Below are 18,817 nucleotides of genomic sequence, written 5' to 3'. Positions count from 1 at the left end.
GGATGTCCGGGGCATCCCGGTTTCAGGCGCCAGCGTCATTTCAAACGCCCGAGTCATTTCAGTGCGTCCACGAGTTCTCCGGTGCGGGTATCAACGAGAACCGACTCATCGCCTTCTCCGGCCGGAAGGATAATTTCCCGCTCGGCTGCGGCACTGCCGTCTTCGTCGTCGTGCGGGCCGTCTTCACCATCTTCCTCGTCCGAGGGCCACGGGTTCTCCGGCTCCGCCTCAGCGGCCAGGGGCGTGCTTTGCGGGCCAGTGCTACCGGTGGTCCGGATGAAGTTCGCCGAGCCCCACATGAGGTCGTGCCCCACCGACTCGGCGACGATTTCGGCAACGTGGTAGATCCTGCCGTCGTGTTCCCATTGCCTCAACTTGAGTTTCCCGACCACGATGACCCGCTGGCCCTTCTTGACGCTGCATCCGATGTTTCCCGCGAGATGCCTGAACGCCTGGACGCTGAACCAACTGTTGGTAACATTTAGCCATGACCAAATCAGCGCTCTACCTCAGGATTTCCAAGGACAAGACCGGCGAAGGTCTGGCGGTCGAGCGTCAGGAAGCACTCATTCGGAAGATGCTAAAGGAAAAGGGGTGGGAAGCAGGAAGGGTGTACACAGACAACTCCGTCAGTGCCACATCTGCCAAGGCGGTCCGCCCCGCTTATGAGCAAATGCTGTCCGACTGGGAGGCCGGAGAATTCGAGGCGATCAGCGCCTATGACCTTGACCGCATCTACCGCCATCCGATCCAGCTTGAGGAATTGATCGACCTATCAGAGAAGCGCGGCTTGCTGCTCGCCACGTGTGGAGGTGACGCCGACCTCTTGACAGACAACGGAAGACTCTTTGCCCGGATCAAGGCGTCCGTGGCCAAGGCGGAGACCGAGCGACGCAGCGCACGCCAGAAAGCCGCGTTTGCCCAGAGCCGTGAGAAGGGCAAGCCGCACTGGTCCAAACGTCCTTTCGGCTATGAGACGGACGGCAGCATTGTCGAGCGGGAAGCCAACGCGGTCAAGACCATGGCAGGAATGCTGCTGGAAGGCCAGAGCATGGCGGAGTGTGTCCGTTGGATCAACTCCGTGGACATCACATCCACTCTCGGGAAGCCCTGGCAGAACACGACGCTTCACCGTGTCATGACCTCTCCACGCGTCGCAGGGCTGCGCATATACAAGAGTAAGAAGATCGTTGACGGCGAAGAGGTAGAGGTTTCCGAAGAGATGGAGGGCAGCTGGGAGGCCATCATCGAACCTGATACGTGGCGCGGAATCCGAGCAATCCTCAAAGATCCAAAGCGAGCCGTCACCAAGCTCAACAGCCGCGACACTCTTCTTTCCGGCCTACTGACTTGCTCTGTGTGTGGGGGGAAGTGCTACGGGACGCGCACTGCTAAAGCACGCGGCAACCGCAAGGAAATGTGGGTCTACCGATGCTCTGAATCCGCACATGTGGCCAAGACGATGGGGCGTACGGACAACTGGGTGGTACTTATGACACTCAGGGAACTTGGCTCCGTGAGCTCCGAAGAAGTGGAGACGGACAAAGCCGAACTTGAGCGCCTGCGGGCCGCTCGCGCCCTCGAAACCCAATCATGGGCCGAATGGCTGGAAGAGGCGGGAGAAGAAGGCCTTAGGCCATCCGAGTACCGCATACCTCGTGGGAAGCATGAGGCCCGGCTAACCGAGCTAGACCGTAAGCTCACCGAGATGCAGACTGTCTCACTTGTCAGAGTCGCTACGGAATCAGAGGCGGAAGAAGGCATTGAGATGGTCTTCCAGTGGGAGGAGATGAGCCTTGCCAGGCGTCGGAGAATCATTCAGAGCATCTGGCAGTCCATTACACTCGTCCGCACCGCCAGGGGTGTCCGATGGAGCCCCGAGCACGTGAAGCTAATCAGTCGAGCTACCGGCAAGGAAGTAAAGGGGGAACTCGTAAGCTTACCCGACAACGTGCACCCCTAAGAATCGGTCCCCGTCAGATTCCGCTGGCGGGGATTTTTTTGATCTCATTTCATGAAATTCGAGACCATACACCCTTGTGCACAAACGGTCAACAATCGAGGTATTTTTGTCCTGTATACTCTAGATATCGAAGAAATTCGGCATTTTACACCTAAGGATATACAGATGTCAACAAATCGACCGGGACGCAAAAAGGGATACGTCGCCTCAGATCTCACGAAGGCCCGCCAGTCTGCGGCTGTCCGACGAAACGCGATTGACGCCATGGAGCGCCGACACGGCAGAGAGTTAAACGTCGCGCTCCGCGCCCTCACAGAGGCCGAGGTCCACCTTGAGCGTCTTGAGGCTGAAGAAGTCGAGTAAAAAACAAATTCCCCGGTGTTGGTCCACCGGGGAATTCGGAAAGTAATCAACACCATTTTATCAGAAAGTAATCATGAAATTGTCTGTTTTCGAATCTCTCAAGCAACGCTTTGCTCAGGAAGATCCTTCGCTAGGATCCGTCACCCCCCAGCAGTGGGAAGAGGCTGGGTATGACATCCCGACCGTGGAGGGGAAGAACGACTTCACCCGTATGACCGCAGCGGTGGCGCTGCACAAGCAAGGCCTTCCCTGCTACTACAAGTGGAAAGGTGAGCTCCGCTTCTCTGGCGTGGATTTCGTCAAGGCATATGACCCGGAGGACGTTGCTGAAGATCAGCGCCAAATTGCGGAAATGGATTACTGGACCAAGTACCCCAACCGCCTCAAGTCCGCTGCCGACATGATCAAGACCCCCGCAATCGAATGGCTTGTTCAGGACAGGGTACACAAATCCGGGCTATTCCAGCTCTTCGGGGCTTCCTACACAGGTAAGACGCTCCTCGTCCTTGATCTGGTGATGTCGTGGTGCGCCGGCCTTCCGGAATGGCAGGGTTACCAACTCAACAACGAGGGCGAGCCCCAGGACGCGTTGTATGTCGCTGCCGAAGGCGGAGCCGCTCTGTCGGTTCACGTCGACGCTTGGCTCAAGCACCACCCAGAGGTACACCAATCCGACCTTAGCGGCCTGGTTTTCCTTGACGGTGGCGATGGTGACAGCGTCTTCCTGTCCATCGATGCCAAGCGCCGCAGGGATGATGAGCCTGACATCCAGCACGCGGATTCGTGGGACCGCCTCTTTGCGGAAGTACTGGACAAGGGGTTGTCCCCTACGCTCGTCGTTTTCGATACACAGATCGACCTGGCTCCCGGTGTGGACGAGAACTCGAACACGGACATGGTGGGGGTCCTCCGTAAGGTCAAGCGCCTTGGCGACACTTACGGCTTCATGGCAATAGTCGTCCACCACACCGGCCACGACGGGAACAAAGCTCGCGGTGCTTCCGGAATGATGGGCAAGTGCGACGCTCAGGCCAAGCTCTCCAGCATCGGCGAGAAGTCCGGTAAGGCCAAGCTCGAATGGATCAAGGTCAAAGGCGGTCCGGCGCCCCAGGACACCATCAGCTATGAGATCTCCGGCAGCGCAAAGCTGCCCGATCTCGACTCAGAGGGCGCTGTCTGTGTTCCGATTTCCAAGTTTTCAGCAGCTCATGCGGAGCTGGCCGTCAAGACTCCATCCGAGGAGACGCAGCGCCTCATTATGAATGCGCTCAATGGAGGGCAGCTCTCGACCCGCGCATTATCCGAGGCGGTCGGAATCGACAGAAATGCCAAGGTTTTCAAGGATGCCCTGGAGTGGATGACCGCCTCCAACCACCTCTCGCAGACGCAGAAAGGCCGCAGCACTATGGTTGGGCTGCATCCGCTAGCCATGGCGCCGACGGACCCCACTATTGGCTAGGACAGTATCTAACCATAGAAGCCATCATGCCTCTACTTCCGCTAGATCTCGGGGATTCTATGGTTGGCAACCATATATCCAACCATTACCCAACCATAGAACCGGGTATGTAGGTGGATGGTTGGTTTGGTTGGGGGGGCTTTAGCCCCAACCAGTAACCAATCCTTCCAACCACCGTTCGCACTAAGACATAAGACATATTGACGCAACGACGATCCAAGCAACAGCTAACAAAGGATCGCGTCATGCGAGAAGCAACGATATACAACCTGCTCGACCGCCAAAAGCTCAACGTCTACTTCCCCGACGGCGGGACGTGGGTCAGGGGCTGGCTCAAGGAGGAGCTAGGCATCAGGGCCGACTGGAAGCGTGACCCAAAGACCGGCCTTGTCTGGTGGCAGATCACCAAGACCAAGCAAGAAGCCCTCACGACCGCCCTGCGGAGCCGGTATGCCGGAGTGTGGCTCATCAGGCAGTACTCAGAAAAGGTCATCTGTACAACGGCTTGCCAGGCCGCTAAACGGGACGAATGCATCTGCTCCTGTGCGGGCGAATTCCACCGTGGCGGTGGGGATTGGCAGTACGTAACTGACCAGTTCATGGTCAACGACGAGGTCAAGCAGGTAGTCCGTCACTACAAGGCCCCACAATGATCTCCGCCGGAATTGATGTGGTCTAGCGACTCTCATCAACGGGAGGCAGCGAGCGCCGGGAGATTCAAATGTCCTACTCCGGCGAATTTTGGGACTACGCTTCCGAGCCCGTTCGAGGTCGTCCGCACTTCCTAGTTCCATGGGTTCATAGTCCCTGGGTTACTAGTACCAAGAGCCCAAATACCATAGGCGCGTCTGGCGAACGCGGGGACCTCCACCGCGACCCGCGCAATTCGTCCTAGGATTATTGCGACCGCTAACTGGCCTGGGCAATTGCGCGTGAGGCAATTGCCCAGTCCCCCTGGACCCCGATAAGTAACTCCACGGATGCCACGAGGTTGTGGCCAAGACGGAGAAGAAGGAAGTACTAGCACGATGACCAAGGCTGTCCAAGGCGAACCCACCCCGAACGCGGAAGGAACCGCACCCCAGTCCAAGAAGGTTCGGCTGAGCGCAGACATTGACCCCGACCTCTACCGCGAGCTGGCCTCGTGGTGCCAGGATGTGGCGTTCCAACTTGGACGTACGAGAGTCCAGCACGTGTGGGCGATCCGCGCACTCATTAATGAGCTTCTCGAAGACAACGCACTGGAGGTCAGGATCATTGAGCGGATCCAAGAGGATCTGGAGGTCTAGCTTGATAGCGCAATTACGTGTGAACCTCAGGCCCTTGTAGTAATCCACGCAACATCGACTAATCAGGAGAGCCAACATGCCACTTCATCTGAAGGAACTGGCGCTCAGCGTTGCCAGGTGCGGCGAGCTTTCCGGAGTTGATGACGCCCAGCTTCGAGGCATTTCTCATCCCTGCCATAAGGTAGTCAACGCCCAAGCCCGGTCAGGAGGGCAATTCCAGGTGCCTGAAGCATGGGCAGGTAACCTCGCCGGTTCCAGGGTGGTGTTCTTGTCGTCAAACCCTGCGATCAGCGCTGGCAATCCTGAAGCCAAGCGGCTCTCGAAACGCGTTGCGGAAAAGTATCCCACTGTCGAGTGGGATGATGCCGCCATTGCCGATTTCATGGTCAACCGGTTCAACCCCGACCAGGGCTGGGTCATCGACCGCAAGCACCTCAAAGTCGACGGCAGCAGGGGCTCCAAGGAGCCTTATTGGGGCTGGATCGAAAAGCAGACAAAAGCCCTATTAGGTGATGACGTGACCTGGTACGACGAGGCCGTCATGACAGAGGTTGTCCATTGCAAATCAAACAAGGAGCATGGCGTTCTGGAGGCATCGGCACATTGCGCCAGCCTCCACCTGGATAGGATTCTTTCGGCAGCCCCAGCCGGGCTCTTGGTTGTCGTAGGTAAGCCGGCATCATCGGCGTTCCGGGCCGCCTATCCGGAAGCGCTGGCCACCAAAGACAACTTTGCCGTCGACGGCGAGAATGGCTACCCCGATCCGGAGCACAACATCCTCCCAATGGTCATCGGTCGGAAAAAGCGCCTCGTGTGCTTCCTCTGGCACCGGGGCTCTTGGGGGAAAATCACTGATCTAAAGCGCCTGTATCCTAAAGATTTTCATCGCCTCCAGGAAGCCGCCGGCCAGCGCGTGTAGCCTTCCGTGCTTCCGGAGCTGATCCATCCAGATTACGGCGTAGCCCTTAGCTGCCACTCCGCTACAGGAATCGGCGAAGAGACAAATCAATACTCGCCCCTCACCCAGTCGCTCCCCATCACCGGACACATGGAGTGCCTCCCGCCTGAATCTCCATAGGTTGAATCTCCGAAGGTCCAATCTTCACGATGCCCAGGATTCACCTGCCATGGAGTCGTGTGAGACGTCGGGGACCACCTGCGAATCGATGATTCACGCCTCCCCCAGTCGGGCTCTTCCGCCCTCATTCACCGGCTCGGCCTTGGAGCTCGGCCCACAGGAGGTGCCGGAACTCCGGTGGAAGGTCCCGCGATTTTTGCAAAACTTGCAACGGCGAAGATAAAACATTTCAGAGAATGCCGATGAATTAAATGCATTTCAATAAGGCGAATTGCATTATTTGGTGATATAAATGTTTATGTGCAAATTAGATTCACTTAATCTTCTTTTTGATAAAAGGATTAAGAAATTTGCATCGCTAACATTTTGCAAATTTTACAACATCGCTTCCCGCGAAAGGCCGCACATGAGAATTCCTCAGCTCCACATCGGCGCCGGCACGCAGCTCGGCTCCCTAACCGTCTTCCCCGTATGGACCAATGCGAGCGGTCAGCTCGGCATCAGCACCGGAACCGGTAGCCATCTGGAGGTGACGGAACTCGCGTCGGGCCCGCAGGTGGGCAAGCTCAGCATCAGCAATCACGGCACCAAGCCGGCGCTTTTGCTGGAAGGCGAGCTCCTCGAAGGGGGTCACCAGCACCGGATCTGCGCACGGGACGTCATCTTGGGCGCCGGGGAAAGCCGCGAGATCGATACGTTTTGCGTCGAGCGCGGGCGATGGGGAGGAAAGAACTCACACAGTCGCACCGCCCGCCGCGCCCCACTCAGTGTGAGAGCAGAACTCCACGGTCCACAGCCTGGTAGCCGCCAGGGACGGATATGGGAGCGCGTTTCCCGACATCAGGGCGTTAGCGGATCATCCCCCACCGGCTCTCTGGTGGATCTCCTCAATGCCAGTCGAAATAGGACGATCTCGCAGCCATTCCGACTGCCACTCCCCCTCGAAGGCCAGCGTGGCGTCATCCTCGGGCTTGGCGGAGAAGCTTTGATGATCGAAGTATTCGGGACGCACTCACTCTTCTTGCGGCACTACGGTCAGTTGGCCGACGCGGTTGTCATGGATCTCCAGCTCTTCGCCACAATGCCAGAAGCTGCCACGCCAGCCCAAGATGTCCGGCAAGTGGCAGCGAGCCTGAGCAATCTCAGAGTCGCGCGATTCGGCGACGACGTTTTTACCGTCCGTGACCACGGGACTCTCAAAAGCGAGTCATTCTCGGTCCAGAACGGCTGCCAGGCGGTAACCGGAATCAGAGTCGCACTCCCGAAGCGAACGCCGCAGTTCGCTCACTTGTCCGCCTGGAACATGGAGCATCCCAGCATAGCCTCTGTCTGACGTTAGTCCGGGCTCTCGCCGCCGTGACGGCCCAGCGCACATTCGGGACCTCCGTAGAGGTCAGATAATAACGGCATTACACCGAGAAATACCTCCCTCCCGACACGAAACTCTCTGACCCGAAGTATTTGCCGAGCACCACAACGGGGCACTATCGTCAAGACTTAGCTGGGGGATCGTGTCATACGAATTGAACTGGGGTGCAGCCCAGGAGTCTTTTTCTCAGGGACAAGACCGCCGCTCGCATTCAAGAAGCAATCTAGACAGGATAAGCAATGACTGAAAACAACACTCAAATCGACAAGAAGAGTGTCAAGAGTAATGCCAAGGCCCAGGCCGCAGCGGACAAAGCCTACCGCAAAGCGTCCCGTCCGTGGTTCAAAAAGAAAAGGTTCATTTTTCCCCTGATCCTTGTGGTCATCATCATCATCAGCTCGGTTGCTGCAAACTCCGGTAAGAAGGACACCGCAGCAACGAGCCCTGCGGCCACCTCTAGCACACAAGCCGCTGGCCCCGCTGCACCAAGCGGGACCGCAGCCCAGCTTCAGGCCTTGGCCGCAGCAAAGGGCTATCTGGATTCAGGCATGGGCTTCTCGCAGGCTTCGCTTACCAAGCAGCTCACCTCAAGTGCCGGCAACGGATTCGCGCAGGCCGACGCCCAGTGGGCCGTCGATCACGCCGGTGCTGACTGGAACGGACAGGCCCTCAAAGCGGCGAAAGGCTATCTGACCTCCGGCATGGGCTTCTCGCAGGCTTCGCTTACCAAGCAGCTCACCTCAAGTGCCGGTAACGAATTCACGGCGCCGCAGGCTGAGTCCGCCGTCGCGAACTCTGGTGCGGACTGGAACGCGGAGGCCGTCAAAGCAGCAAAGGGCTACATGACCTCAGGCATGGGCTTCTCACGCCAGAGCCTGATCGCCCAGCTCACCAGCCCTGCCGGCAACCAGTTCACGGATGCGCAGGCCGGATACGCGGCTGACCAGGTGGGGCTGAAGTAACCGCCCGTCTTATCGTCGATCCGGAAAACTTGATCGAAAGAGAAAGCCCGCAGCTGATACTGCGGGCTTTCTCGTTTTCAGCCACGGTTTCGGACTAGAGACCCGTCTGACTCACTCCGTATTCGGCCTGCTCCGGGGTGTAACCCTCGTAGAGCAGCTGGTCGACCAGCCCGCTGCGGGAGAAGGAGGTGTGTTTCAGGTAATCCTTGGCCTTTTGGGCTGCCTGCACGTTCCAGTCGACTGTCACGCGGTCCACGGCCCAGGTCGCATCCTCGGTCGAATACTTCTCGTATTCCAGTTGTTTGATCAGGCCGGTCCGCGAGAAGGCGGAGTAATTGAGGTACTGAGCAGCTTTCCGCAGAGCGTTCTGCTGACTCACCGTCCCAGCCGCAGCCTTGGCGGCGGCGGCCTTATCTGCCGCAGCCTTGTCAACCGCAGCCCGTTCGGCTGCCGCTTTGTCAGCAGCCGCCTTTCCGGCGTCGGCAAACTCGGCTTCGGTTATGTTCACCGTCACCTCAACGTCGCCCGAGTCTGACAGCTGCCCCGCTGAAGGCTTGAGGGAAACGACCGTGACAGTATGGTTCGGCTTGCCCGTGGCCCATTTCTTTCCGTCTTTGCCGATAACAACGACGTTGAATCCGCTGGTCGCCAACGCGGTGAATGCGACATCCCAAGGTTTTCCGGCAACGTCGGGGACAGGATTTGCAGTTTTGCTTGGCGAAGGCGTGGATTTTTCCGTCGAAGATGCCGCTTGTTGGACTCCTCCCCCGCAAGCCGCGAGACCGCACATAAGAGTTATTGCCAAGACGGCAGAGAGGTAGCGCTTCATGTTCCCCGATTTCATTGTTCTGCGGTGCGGTGATCATTCCCCGCGATGGCGGGGAGGATTCCCTAACTATAAGGGCTAGGCCTTGGTCTACCGATCTGTCTGGGTCGGTGATCTGTATCTGGTTTCGGCAGTCTTGCATACGCCACGGGCATGGTTGGTTGCCGGCCTCGCTGCTTTTCGGTGCTCCACTGTTGATTCTGGTTGCCGTGACCATGTTCAGCCGCCCGTTCGCGCGGATTACGGGCCCCCGTCACGACCTGTTCGTTCAACGTCGACCTCTATCTTCCTCAACTTGAACCGCTCTGGGTTTGAAAGAGACTCCGGTTATGCGGTCTGCAATGACAGAATACACGCTTGTTGATGCTTGATTTTAAATTCTACTGGCGGGATATCTCCGATGCAGGAATGGATCCACTCGGCATTGTATCAATGGACCCAGCGGGCCGTTACGGACTCAACCGTCGCCACAACCCCACCTTTTCGAGGGAAATTGCGCGGCACGACTTGTGCTGTTCCGGGAAGTCACCCATAGGGGTTCCGGGTTCATTGCGGCCCCGGACCTATCGTGTATTCAAAGGGAACATTGTCTTTGCGGTACACGTAAATTCCGGCTTGGCGAAACTGAAAGCAATCTTGCAAGGAAAACAGCAAACAGCCGACTCTTCTGACGGGACTCAAATACCGTCCCGCAGCCCTTGCAGATCACTTACCCTTGATACACGGCTCTGCCGGCGGCTGAGTCGGGCGATGTCATTCCCAAGCCTGGCTCGCTCAGACACGGGCGACTGACCGCCAACATCAACGCACCCTACGGTTGCCCCCATACTTACGCCTGCACGTATCTGTAGACCGTCGCCCTGCTTAGACCAAGTAGCTGGGCTATCTCATTCGCGCTATGCCCGTCGGAGAACATCGTTCTGCAAAGCGACATCTTGGCGTCCGTTGCTTTGCGGGGTCGGCCACCGAGGCGTCCGCGTTCTCTCGCCGACGCCAACCCTGCCTTGGTCCGCTCAATAATCTGGTCACGTTCCAACTCTGCCAAGGCTCCCATGATGGTGATCATCGCTTTGCCCATGGCGCCGGTGGTATCTATTCCGTCGGTCACCGAGCGGAAGGTCACACCCAAGGCCTTGAATTCGTCTACCAGGTCAAGCAAATTCCGAGTATTTCGTGCGATTCGGTCCAGCTTCCAAACTACAACTTCATCGCCTTCGCGCACGTGCTCCAGCAACTTTCCAAGAGCTGGCCTTTCCGCCTTTGAACCACTCACTCCCTGGTCCTCAAAAATCTTAACGGCCCCAGCTCCCTTCAGCGCATCAAGCTGCAGTTGAAGATTCTGATCTTGCGTACTGACACGGGCATAACCAATAACTGCCACGATTTGCCTCACATTCTCGTCTCGAAAAGATATCACTCATAATTAGTTTATGAGACGAGTTTTGATATTGTCAATTGCCCTGAAATTGGCGACGATCTAATCAGTAAATTCGCTTAGCTGAAATTCTCAATAAACCATCGTTTATGAGACTCCGTCGACCAGCCACCCGCTCATTCGAAATTCAATGCACGATCAAACTGCTGACTGGAGACGTCAACAAACTGTTCGAAAGTTCCATCCGCCAGGTGCACGGCGTACTCCCTTAGCGACTCCATCTCGAAGTTGACCGCGAGCCCCTCCCTCACCCAGGCATAGCCTGGTAGGTCCTCCATCCAGGTCTCAAGCGAGTCAATTCGAAGCAGGATGTCTTTCACCTCACTCACGCTGATAGCAGAGCTCCAAAGCATGTACTTGTCGGTGATTTGCCCCTTAGCCGACACAACAGATCTGAAGTTCGGAAGCCACCGCACGACCAAGCCATCAGTGCTCCCTCCCCCGCCGCCATGCAAAAGCGGGTTCCGGTAAGTTTGCGATAAATGCTCCAAATGATCTAATTGCCCAACCGTCTTCTCGCTGGTCAGTCCACCGAAAGCAAACTGAAACTTCCTTCGCCAGCCAGCCCGCAACACCTCTGTGAGCGAGAAATCGAGGTTGCAAATGTCTGCCCTAAACCCGGCCATCAGCACGAATCTGTGCTCCAACATGCTGAAGTAGGCGGCGATCGTTGCGATTGTGAGATGTGAAAGCCTCTCCTCTTTGGCCCTCGTGGCGAAGAGTTTCCCGAATGCGGACATCATCATGTCGGTTGGCATGCTGGATGGTTTCTGGTCTTCGAGCTCCAACTCCGATAACTCCATTTCCCGGAGGAGATCGCGGAAATACTCGAACATTGATAGATATCGGGCGTGCTGATTGAGCACGATCGCTTCATTCGCCTGAAGCTTTAAGTCGATAAGCGGCTGAACGCCTTTCTCCATGACACTGGCGATTCCCTTCGTGAGCATTGCATCAATCTCGTCGACGAGAAGCCCAGACCGAGTTCCCACATTTTCCGCAACGATCCCACGCAGTCGAAGGCCCGTCTTTCCAAAGAATATGAGACATTCCTGCCCTTTATAGGCGAACCGGACCTGCCACAGTCGCTTGTCTGCCGGTCCGAGGTCCACGCCATGTCCTGCGGTCACAAGAATCAATCGAAGTAGATCGCTCGTCGCTACGTGGCGGTGCTCTAATGATTTCTGCTGTGTCTGCTGGGCCTCCACATCAAGTGACAGGTCAGGTGCTGAAAAGTGCCGCATCTCTCTGGGGGCAAGTCCAGCTATCCGATGTAGAAGGCCATCTACTTTTTCATCACCAGAAATGGAGTCCATCAGAGTTTCACCGTTCTGTACTGGAGGGCCTGGACGCCGTTGCGCTTGAGGTGTTGCTCGATCAGCTGTTCGAAGTAGTGACCCTCATTGGTTTCCGAGGGCACAGGCCGGAGGTACGAATCGAGAAGCTGACCAAAAGTAGTCCACACAATAGCCCCCAGCGGTGGTCGGTCGTTAGGGCCGGCTCAAAGCCAGCACCTAGATCATATGTCCCGAAGACCCCGAGCCGTAGGATGATCGCCGCCGGAGTCATGCAGCCGCAGTTGACAACTGGGCTTGTATGTTATTGGCATGGATGAATTTATCAAGCAAGGCCAGTGGTGGTGGCTTCTGATAGTTCCTTTAGCAACCTTCGTTTTTGCTCTGTTTGGAAGTTGGTGGGGAACCAATCTCGGCAAGATCACCGAGCATGAGCAGTGGCTGAGGAACCAGAAGCAAACGGCCTACCAGAAATTTGTATCACTCGCTCAGGTGAACGCACAGAACTTCTACTCTGCGTTAGAGAAATCTAAGTTCTCGGACAAACTGGAACAAGAGAATCTCCGAATGCAGGCCTACTGGGAACTCCACGTCGTGGCCAACAAAGACGTTGCTGAGGAGGCTTACCGATACATCCACGAATTCAAGGCATACATAACCCTGGTCCAAGAGTCCAACGTCGTCCGGGAAGTCGTGCGGCAACGCCTTGACCAACCCGAACCAGATGATTCGCCTGAATTCATCACGGGGTTAGGGCAGTATCTGAAAGACAAAGATCTGAAAGCCCCGCACGACATTGCCGTTAAGGGCTACGAGTTGCTCATGATGCAGGTTCACCGACTTGTAGACGTTATGCGTCATGACTTAGGCCTTCCGTCTGTGGGAACGGTCGACGGAACCAAAGACCTCCGATCGAATCCGGTCGAAAACTGGCTCAAAGAGTTTCAGCGCACTTTGCCTGAAGGAAACTTCGAAAGCGCGCTGCGTGGCCGAAGGAAGAAAGTTGAGGACGATGAAGACTAGAAGTTACATCTAAAGAGGCCCGCTTTTTGCCTTCCGTCCGCCTGCGGCGGGGCCTTCTGTGTATGTTGTGCCTATGGATCCTGAAACACTTCGAATGATAGTTCCTGCTGGCGCTGGCATCCTTGGCGCGCTACTCGGTTCGGGGGTGACGGGATGGATCAATCTCAAGAACGCCAGGGCGGCACGCGAGGCGGAGCGCGCCATGTGGGAACTCCGCAGGGCACACGACACGGACGAAGCCCGACGCGTGGAGAAGAGAGACGTTTACGGCACCTACAACACAGCCATGCACTCACTCACCACCCTGATAGGTTATGGGCATCTTTCCAACCCCCGCCGACTGGATGAAGAACCCATCTTGGAGGCCCGGAGGGTCATGGCTGAATCATCCCAAGCGATGATGCTTCTTCCCGGCACGGAACTGGTAACCGCCTCAATGACGGCGGCAATGCAAGCGCAGACAGATCTTCTTACACTCGTTGAAGAATCCATCAATAACGGTACAGAACTCAGCGACGAAGATTTTGAAACCGCCTGCGATGATCTCCGACGAAAGTCATCGGTGACAACGGTCTTGATGAAGGCGAGCCTCGAACAGAAGCTCCCTCCAACTGAACCCACGATGGCATGGATACAAGAGGCGCAGAAGTAGAGCTTGTACGTTTGACCCATGGACTTCTGGATCCCTTTACTTGGTGGCGCACTCGGTGCAGCCCTTATCAACGGCATTGTTGCTTTGTATAAGCTAAAGCGCGACAGGCAAGTAGAACACAGCCAGTGGCTAAGGGACGCCAAGCAGGAGGCGTACGCAAACTTTTTTAGAGGGGCAGACGCCCAGTTCAACAAGGTGAACCAGTGGGTGACTGGCCGGAGTCCCGAGGCCGCCGCAAACCCGGATGAGTTGGCTGTACAACGCGCGATGGTCAAGCTAATTGGTAGCCCCGAGGTGCGCCGCCTAGCAAGGGAAATAGAGGCAGGCCTCATAAATGCCGCATTCAAGCGGACCGTGGCCTTTGCCGCAGCGGCAGAGATGAGGGGGAACAACTCCGGCGAAGCAAGTGCGCTCAAAGACGGCACTTTCGCGGACTATGACGCGCAGACTAAGCGTCTCCGTGAGTATCTAATCCAATTCGTCACCGCAGCGAGACATGACCTCGACGCCGGATCTCCGGAAGACGAAGGCCTGAATGAAAACCAGAACGAGATTGTTGACCCCCGAAGCCGCATTGGGCGCTGACTTTGGTATCTAAATATCTTTGGTCACCCCACAACCACGCAGTTCCGCACCTTGCGCCTACAGCAGTTCGCGGGGACCGATCCTGCCGATGGATCACCCCGGTCGGCCAGGGTGCGGTACCGAGGACCCGAAGTAGGCTGGCTTGGTGACAAGGGATTCTTTAGAAGACAGAGAACTGACCGTATTCAAATCCAAACGCCTGACCCAGGACCTGTACCACTACACGGGGTCGGACGTGGGGATGTTTAACATTTTGGCAGAAGGGCGCCTTCGGCTGTCACCCTTTGAAGCCACCAACGACTTATGGGAGTCCAGGCCATTCATGTTCGGGTTAACGGTGCCCCGGGAGGCGTTGGATGACGAAGAACGCGCTTCTAGCGTCCGGGACGGGATAGATAGAAGTATCAGACTTCACTCCAAGGTCGCTTGTCTCACCCAGGATTGGAGCCTCCCGGAGGCCGCCGGGGACCCTAATGAGTTGAGGGGCTGGGCACATCTGTCCCTCTGGGCACACTACGGCGGGGGTCACACGGGAATGTGTTTACGCTTCGATAAGGTCCGGCTTGTAGAAGCCCTTGACCGTGTCGGCCAAGCGCACCGGGGAAGCCTTCATGGACCCGTCAGCTACCGTGGCACCACGTCCGGCACTATCTTGGCGGGAGTTCACACTGGATGGGTTGAACAGTATGGGGTGGACGCGGTAGCACATGAATTTGCCTTACTGCACCGGGAATCGGTGTTCTTTTCCAAGAATAGGGACTGGTCGAATGAAGCAGAGTACCGAATGGTACTGATGAGTGAGACGGTGTTGCCTGAATATCTGGATATCAAGAAGGCCCTTACCAGAGTATTTGTGGGCGACGCGTTTCCGAAAACTAAATTGCCTGCTCTTAGAGCCGTGTTGCAGCAGTATCCAGGAGTCGCTGTTGAAAGGGTGAAGTACAGCAAGCGCCGCCTTACTAGTGCGCCCCTCGAAATGTCTGACGAATCTGTCCTTCTACACCCCCGGGTGGGCGCACCACACGAGAGCTTCGCGGCTAGACTCAAATCATTACGGGACTCAAACGTCTTGCGTAATACAAGAGCCGGGCGCGCACTGGGCCCGGCGGACCAAGGTGCTGCAGATTCAAGCAGTTCCACGAGTGTAGGCGAATAATTGGTACTCTCTTCGATCCTGGCTATGTGGAATGCGCCGCACGGGCCTCATCGGTTCTGACATAAGTGCGCAAATGTTCACGGGCAGGGCGAGAAGGCCCCGACTTCGGGGAAGTCCAGGGCCTTCTCGCTATCACTCAAGGCTTGTCATGCAGGCCCATCCGACTTGGCTTTTAAGTTGTGTATGTCTTCAAGCGCCTTCGTCCAAGCAGCATACTTGGACTCTCGCTTCGCCTCTTTCTTGCCCACGATAGAGATTGCGACAGTGGAAACGAGAGCAAAACCGAGGGGCAAGACGATAAATTCAGCGCCAAGCGCGACTGCCGACGTCGTCAACCCTCCGAGGGCGAACGTGAGCAATGTGGTAAGTACGGGAACAACTTTCTGCCTCGACGCGTGATCGTAAGTCCTGACAATTGAGAGATGCTCAAGCCGGTCGTAGTAGGGCCAGTCGCCAAATTCACGGATCAAGCTCGTTTTTACCTCAGCGTTGACCAGCTTTTCGAGGTCCCTTGCAACAGGCCAGCTGTTGGGCAGAGGGTTCTGAACTGGAGCGGGAATAGCCACCTTCGCTGGAAGCGCTTCATCGCTACGGGGGTCGGGTGCATTTTCATTCGACATGGCCAGAGCCTATGTTGGCGATGGGGTAGAAACAAAACGAGGTAAGAATTGCTCAATAGAATTGAGACTCAGCCGATTGTCTCAAAAGTTCAGAACGCCCATGGCTGTCCGAGCGTCGCGAAGGTCGCTGCTGGAGTCGTACAACCGCAGTTGACAACTGTGTATGCTGAGTACTTTTTGCCAAAATCTGCCAAGGAGCCAGGCCACCGCCACCCGGGAACTGTCGCGCTCAATCTGAAACAACCGCAACTGCATTTGGAGCACATCGTTCAGAACCGGAGAAAGTGCTTCATCGAGCAAGCGAAATTACAGCGAACGGCCTGCCGAGCGTCTCAGGACCGCCAAGTAGCCTTCCCCAATCTCGACTAATCCCTTGGGGTCGTGGCCACTGTGTATGTTGGGCGCATGGATGAATTGATCAAACAGGGACAATGGTGGTGGTTGCTAGTCGTACCCATTGCCACTGGCAGTCTCGCTCTCCTCGGAAGCTGGCTAGGGTCTAGGTTAGGCAAGACCACAGAGCATGAGCAGTGGCTTCGCAACGAGAAAATCGAGACCTACAGCGAATACTTAGAAACCATCAGACGTGTTGACTTACTTCTGGAGCGCGTGGTTGGTGGGGTGTCGAAGCCCGTAGAGCTTATGGAAGCCACGGATGAATTAGGAGGCTCCCGACTGCGTCTGATCAGCTCGGAAGCCGTCCGGGAAGCAACGAAGAGTCATCGTGACCGTCGCCAAGCCCTCACAGAGTATCTGGAACATATCTCCCCGGCGACGGTGCAAACTCCAGAATTCAAATCCGCATCCGAAAAATTGCATCAAAGTCGAACGCATCTTGCTGAATTGATGGCTCGGGACCTAAACATCGACTGACCTTTTGGGACTGCCAGTCATCTGGCGACTTGGTGGCGCTATATACAACGGCGTGTACGTTTGGGGCCACTATTGCCGGTCTCCGAGATGCTCAGGCCCCCGGAATGGTCTTGCTCTTCACACCCCGGAGACTATCTATCTCCCGGCGCAGAACATCGAGGCGGGCCTGATACTTCTCCGCCAGGAGGACGAAACTTGGCTTGCGCTCAGCGCGCGTTAAGTCGGCTACCTCAGCGCATTTGTCAGCCGCCTGCCGGATAATCGAATCGCTCGCCGGAGAGGCGCCTAAAAGGGCGAGCGTCGTCCGAAGCTCGCCTCGGCCCAGTAAGTCGTACGGCGACTTATCCGACAGGCCGTTCTCCGTGGTCACGACGTCCCTGTAGGCCTGCGTAAATTCGTCGAGATCTTTCTGTCTGGCATCGGCTACGCTCCGCCTGCCGGCGCTGTTGGTGGCAAGGATGCTACTCAGGCGCCGCCTGAGCCACCCAAATGCCGCCGAGATTAAAGGGATTGAATGGGAACCAAACCACGCCACAAGGTGACTGAATAAAGTCGCTATCACCCCATCAGGCTAGCTGGCATCACCGTCGAAGTCGGACTAACCGGCTTTGTGGCCATCCGTGCCACAGCCCGCCCAAGAAAACCTAAGGGTGCTCACCCCTATAGGTCTTCATCGAAGAGGTGCATGCGATCGTCGCCCCCCGAGGCTCGAAGGGCCACCGTTCGATTCCACGCCGAGGTGATGTCGGCTGTCCTCAAGGCGCGCCTCCCACTCACGCAAGGCCCCAGAGTGAAGGCAAAGTGCTCAGAGCAACCCGTCAAACCGAGTTGTGCCCTCCAGCAAAAACGGCAGCAGAAATGAACTCCGACGGACCGAGTACAACTGTTGCCGATTGGGTGGGCCGCGCAGTATCCAGCGTGAGCTTCGGAAGGCTCAGCTGACCCAATAGCGCCCTCGGGGCTGTCGTTCAGGTTCAAAGTACCTAGACGCTTTCCCGCTCCCTCCAAGGGCTTTCAGCCACCAGGGCGGGATCGAGTGCTTTGGTTGGCCGAGCGCGCTTAAAGATAACCAGGTACGAAGCGACCGCCGACAGGCTTCGACTGGCGTCGTCCAGAATGAACAACTGTGTATCCTAGCGAACTTTTTTGCCTAATTTCGCGAGACGCTAGCGCGACCGGTTTCCACGCGAGCGAGCACGTATTCGAATGGACCGCAACCGCTTTGTGGCCGCCGATCAAGACGCAAATCAAGGACTAGCTGAAGACCATTCCAGCACACCAAGATCCCATCCCATTCCGGACGGGATTTTTGTTTGGGATACATACCCAACAACTGAAAAGGTCTTATTAGACTACTACTCAATTGGTGTTGCCATCCACCCAGGCATCGTTCGCGCGGTCGAACCTGCGGGCGGTGGAGCCCAGCCGGAAGGAGGCCGTCCCCGTTCCGCCCGGGGTAGTGGAACTTTTGGGTTCCGTGGCAACGAAGCCCCGGACAGTGATGATGTCGTTCATGGTCTTGTCCTAACGTGAGTTGAGCTGCCTGTCTGGCCCTTTCAGCTTCACGTGCCGCGTAGATCCGCGGCAGTATCCACTTCGCGTATGTGGATACCCAGACCCAATGGCCGCCTGTGGGGGGAGAGTCACGGTCGAAGGCGAGCTGACTGCACAGGCAGCCGCCGCAATGTAAACTCTTGGTGGCACCTCAGCCATGTGCTGTGCGTGCGTCGCCTGCCTCGGTAGCTCAGAGGATAGAGCAGGAGCCTTCTAATCTCTTGGTCGGGGGTTCGATTCCCTCCCGGGGCACTCAAAGAGCGGCTCTGACCTGCGGAAACGTAGTCCAGAGCCGCTCTTCTCTTGCCTTCGGAT

General features: G+C 56.7%; 18 protein-coding genes, 1 tRNA gene and 1 pseudogene. 14 read left to right on the top strand and 6 right to left on the bottom strand.

Annotated features, from left to right (window positions below; translation table 11 throughout):
• Positions 1-53: 53 nt before the first annotated feature.
• Complete coding sequence (locus AB0323_RS13410) at positions 54-497, bottom strand: single-stranded DNA-binding protein (RefSeq protein ID WP_366177804.1); 444 nt, start codon at positions 495-497, stop codon at positions 54-56.
• On the opposite strand from AB0323_RS13410, the gene AB0323_RS13405 reads away from it, so the two are divergent.
• The 8 genes from AB0323_RS13405 (at position 488) to AB0323_RS13370 (ending at position 8,483) form a co-directional block, all read left to right on the top strand.
• Positions 488-1,963 carry a recombinase family protein gene (locus AB0323_RS13405; RefSeq protein ID WP_366177759.1) on the top strand — a complete coding sequence of 492 codons (1,476 nt, stop codon included), beginning with the start codon at positions 488-490 and terminating at the stop codon, positions 1,961-1,963. The genes AB0323_RS13410 and AB0323_RS13405 overlap by 10 nt on opposite strands.
• A 165-nt stretch (positions 1,964-2,128) precedes the next feature.
• A complete protein-coding gene (locus tag AB0323_RS13400; protein WP_366177758.1) occupies positions 2,129-2,326 on the top strand; it encodes a hypothetical protein in 198 nt (65 codons plus the stop codon).
• Between the two features lie 73 nt (positions 2,327-2,399).
• A complete protein-coding gene (locus AB0323_RS13395; protein ID WP_366177757.1) occupies positions 2,400-3,785 on the top strand; it encodes an AAA family ATPase in 1,386 nt (461 codons plus the stop codon).
• 245 nt (positions 3,786-4,030) lie between these two features.
• Entirely contained in the window at positions 4,031-4,438 is a 408-nt protein-coding gene (locus tag AB0323_RS13390; RefSeq protein WP_366177756.1) for a hypothetical protein, read from the top strand.
• 375 nt (positions 4,439-4,813) lie between these two features.
• Positions 4,814-5,074, top strand: a complete 261-nt coding sequence (locus tag AB0323_RS13385) for a hypothetical protein (RefSeq protein ID WP_366177755.1) — start codon at positions 4,814-4,816, stop codon at positions 5,072-5,074.
• 76 nt (positions 5,075-5,150) lie between these two features.
• Entirely contained in the window at positions 5,151-5,993 is an 843-nt protein-coding gene (locus AB0323_RS13380) for a hypothetical protein (RefSeq protein ID WP_366177754.1), read from the top strand.
• Positions 5,994-6,444: 451 nt separating this feature from the next.
• Positions 6,445-7,485, top strand: a complete 1,041-nt coding sequence (locus AB0323_RS13375; RefSeq protein WP_366177753.1) for a DUF6569 family protein — start codon at positions 6,445-6,447, stop codon at positions 7,483-7,485.
• A gap of 275 nt (positions 7,486-7,760) precedes the next feature.
• Complete coding sequence (locus tag AB0323_RS13370) at positions 7,761-8,483, top strand: Ltp family lipoprotein (protein ID WP_366177752.1); 723 nt, start codon at positions 7,761-7,763, stop codon at positions 8,481-8,483.
• Between the two features lie 94 nt (positions 8,484-8,577).
• On the opposite strand, the gene AB0323_RS13365 is transcribed toward AB0323_RS13370, so the two are convergent.
• The 3 genes from AB0323_RS13365 to AB0323_RS13355 form a co-directional block, all read right to left on the bottom strand.
• Positions 8,578-9,135, bottom strand: a complete 558-nt coding sequence (locus tag AB0323_RS13365) for an Ltp family lipoprotein (RefSeq protein WP_366177751.1) — start codon at positions 9,133-9,135, stop codon at positions 8,578-8,580.
• A 1,003-nt stretch (positions 9,136-10,138) separates the two neighbouring features.
• Entirely contained in the window at positions 10,139-10,690 is a 552-nt protein-coding gene (locus AB0323_RS13360) for a recombinase family protein (protein ID WP_366177750.1), read from the bottom strand.
• Between the two features lie 170 nt (positions 10,691-10,860).
• Positions 10,861-12,060, bottom strand: coding sequence for a hypothetical protein (locus AB0323_RS13355; protein WP_366177749.1), 1,200 nt, complete (start codon positions 12,058-12,060; stop codon positions 10,861-10,863).
• 291 nt (positions 12,061-12,351) lie between these two features.
• On the opposite strand from AB0323_RS13355, the gene AB0323_RS13350 reads away from it, so the two are divergent.
• From AB0323_RS13350 to AB0323_RS13335, 4 genes are all read left to right on the top strand, one after another.
• Positions 12,352-13,062, top strand: a complete 711-nt coding sequence (locus AB0323_RS13350; RefSeq protein WP_366177748.1) for a hypothetical protein — start codon at positions 12,352-12,354, stop codon at positions 13,060-13,062.
• 73 nt (positions 13,063-13,135) lie between these two features.
• Positions 13,136-13,714, top strand: a complete 579-nt coding sequence (locus tag AB0323_RS13345; protein ID WP_366177747.1) for a hypothetical protein — start codon at positions 13,136-13,138, stop codon at positions 13,712-13,714.
• Between the two features lie 18 nt (positions 13,715-13,732).
• Positions 13,733-14,299, top strand: a complete 567-nt coding sequence (locus AB0323_RS13340; protein WP_366177746.1) for a hypothetical protein — start codon at positions 13,733-13,735, stop codon at positions 14,297-14,299.
• A gap of 241 nt (positions 14,300-14,540) precedes the next feature.
• Positions 14,541-15,455: a DUF2971 domain-containing protein gene (locus AB0323_RS13335; protein WP_366177803.1), complete on the top strand. Its 915-nt coding sequence runs from the start codon at positions 14,541-14,543 to the stop codon at positions 15,453-15,455.
• A 146-nt stretch (positions 15,456-15,601) separates the two neighbouring features.
• Here AB0323_RS13335 and AB0323_RS13330 read toward each other — a convergent pair whose 3' ends face one another.
• Positions 15,602-16,075 (bottom strand): hypothetical protein, encoded by a 474-nt coding sequence (locus AB0323_RS13330; RefSeq protein ID WP_366177745.1) that lies wholly within the window; start codon positions 16,073-16,075, stop codon positions 15,602-15,604.
• Positions 16,076-16,480: 405 nt separating this feature from the next.
• On the opposite strand from AB0323_RS13330, the gene AB0323_RS13325 reads away from it, so the two are divergent.
• A complete protein-coding gene (locus tag AB0323_RS13325; protein WP_366177744.1) occupies positions 16,481-16,948 on the top strand; it encodes a hypothetical protein in 468 nt (155 codons plus the stop codon).
• A gap of 1,362 nt (positions 16,949-18,310) precedes the next feature.
• Here AB0323_RS13325 and AB0323_RS13320 read toward each other — a convergent pair.
• Positions 18,311-18,463 (bottom strand): annotated as a pseudogene (locus tag AB0323_RS13320) (single-stranded DNA-binding protein); the annotation flags it as partial.
• 218 nt (positions 18,464-18,681) lie between these two features.
• Between AB0323_RS13320 and AB0323_RS13315 the strand changes: the two are divergent.
• Positions 18,682-18,754, top strand: a tRNA-Arg gene (locus AB0323_RS13315).
• Positions 18,755-18,817 lie beyond the last annotated feature (63 nt).

Source organism: Arthrobacter sp. NPDC080031, assembly GCF_040702485.1.
Taxonomy (GTDB): domain Bacteria; phylum Actinomycetota; class Actinomycetes; order Actinomycetales; family Micrococcaceae; genus Arthrobacter.
This window is presented reverse-complemented; position numbering and strand designations above follow the sequence as displayed.

Coding starts and splice junctions, on each gene's coding strand:
- AB0323_RS13405 (WP_366177759.1), top strand. CDS start 488: ATGACCAAATCAGCGCTCTACCTCAGGATTTCCAAGGACAAGACCGGC.
- AB0323_RS13400 (WP_366177758.1), top strand. CDS start 2,129: ATGTCAACAAATCGACCGGGACGCAAAAAGGGATACGTCGCCTCAGAT.
- AB0323_RS13395 (WP_366177757.1), top strand. CDS start 2,400: ATGAAATTGTCTGTTTTCGAATCTCTCAAGCAACGCTTTGCTCAGGAA.
- AB0323_RS13390 (WP_366177756.1), top strand. CDS start 4,031: ATGCGAGAAGCAACGATATACAACCTGCTCGACCGCCAAAAGCTCAAC.
- AB0323_RS13385 (WP_366177755.1), top strand. CDS start 4,814: ATGACCAAGGCTGTCCAAGGCGAACCCACCCCGAACGCGGAAGGAACC.
- AB0323_RS13380 (WP_366177754.1), top strand. CDS start 5,151: ATGCCACTTCATCTGAAGGAACTGGCGCTCAGCGTTGCCAGGTGCGGC.
- AB0323_RS13375 (WP_366177753.1), top strand. CDS start 6,445: ATGTTTATGTGCAAATTAGATTCACTTAATCTTCTTTTTGATAAAAGG.
- AB0323_RS13370 (WP_366177752.1), top strand. CDS start 7,761: ATGACTGAAAACAACACTCAAATCGACAAGAAGAGTGTCAAGAGTAAT.
- AB0323_RS13355 (WP_366177749.1), bottom strand. CDS start 12,060: ATGGACTCCATTTCTGGTGATGAAAAAGTAGATGGCCTTCTACATCGG.
- AB0323_RS13350 (WP_366177748.1), top strand. CDS start 12,352: ATGGATGAATTTATCAAGCAAGGCCAGTGGTGGTGGCTTCTGATAGTT.
- AB0323_RS13345 (WP_366177747.1), top strand. CDS start 13,136: ATGGATCCTGAAACACTTCGAATGATAGTTCCTGCTGGCGCTGGCATC.
- AB0323_RS13340 (WP_366177746.1), top strand. CDS start 13,733: ATGGACTTCTGGATCCCTTTACTTGGTGGCGCACTCGGTGCAGCCCTT.
- AB0323_RS13335 (WP_366177803.1), top strand. CDS start 14,541: ATGTTTAACATTTTGGCAGAAGGGCGCCTTCGGCTGTCACCCTTTGAA.
- AB0323_RS13330 (WP_366177745.1), bottom strand. CDS start 16,075: ATGTCGAATGAAAATGCACCCGACCCCCGTAGCGATGAAGCGCTTCCA.
- AB0323_RS13325 (WP_366177744.1), top strand. CDS start 16,481: ATGGATGAATTGATCAAACAGGGACAATGGTGGTGGTTGCTAGTCGTA.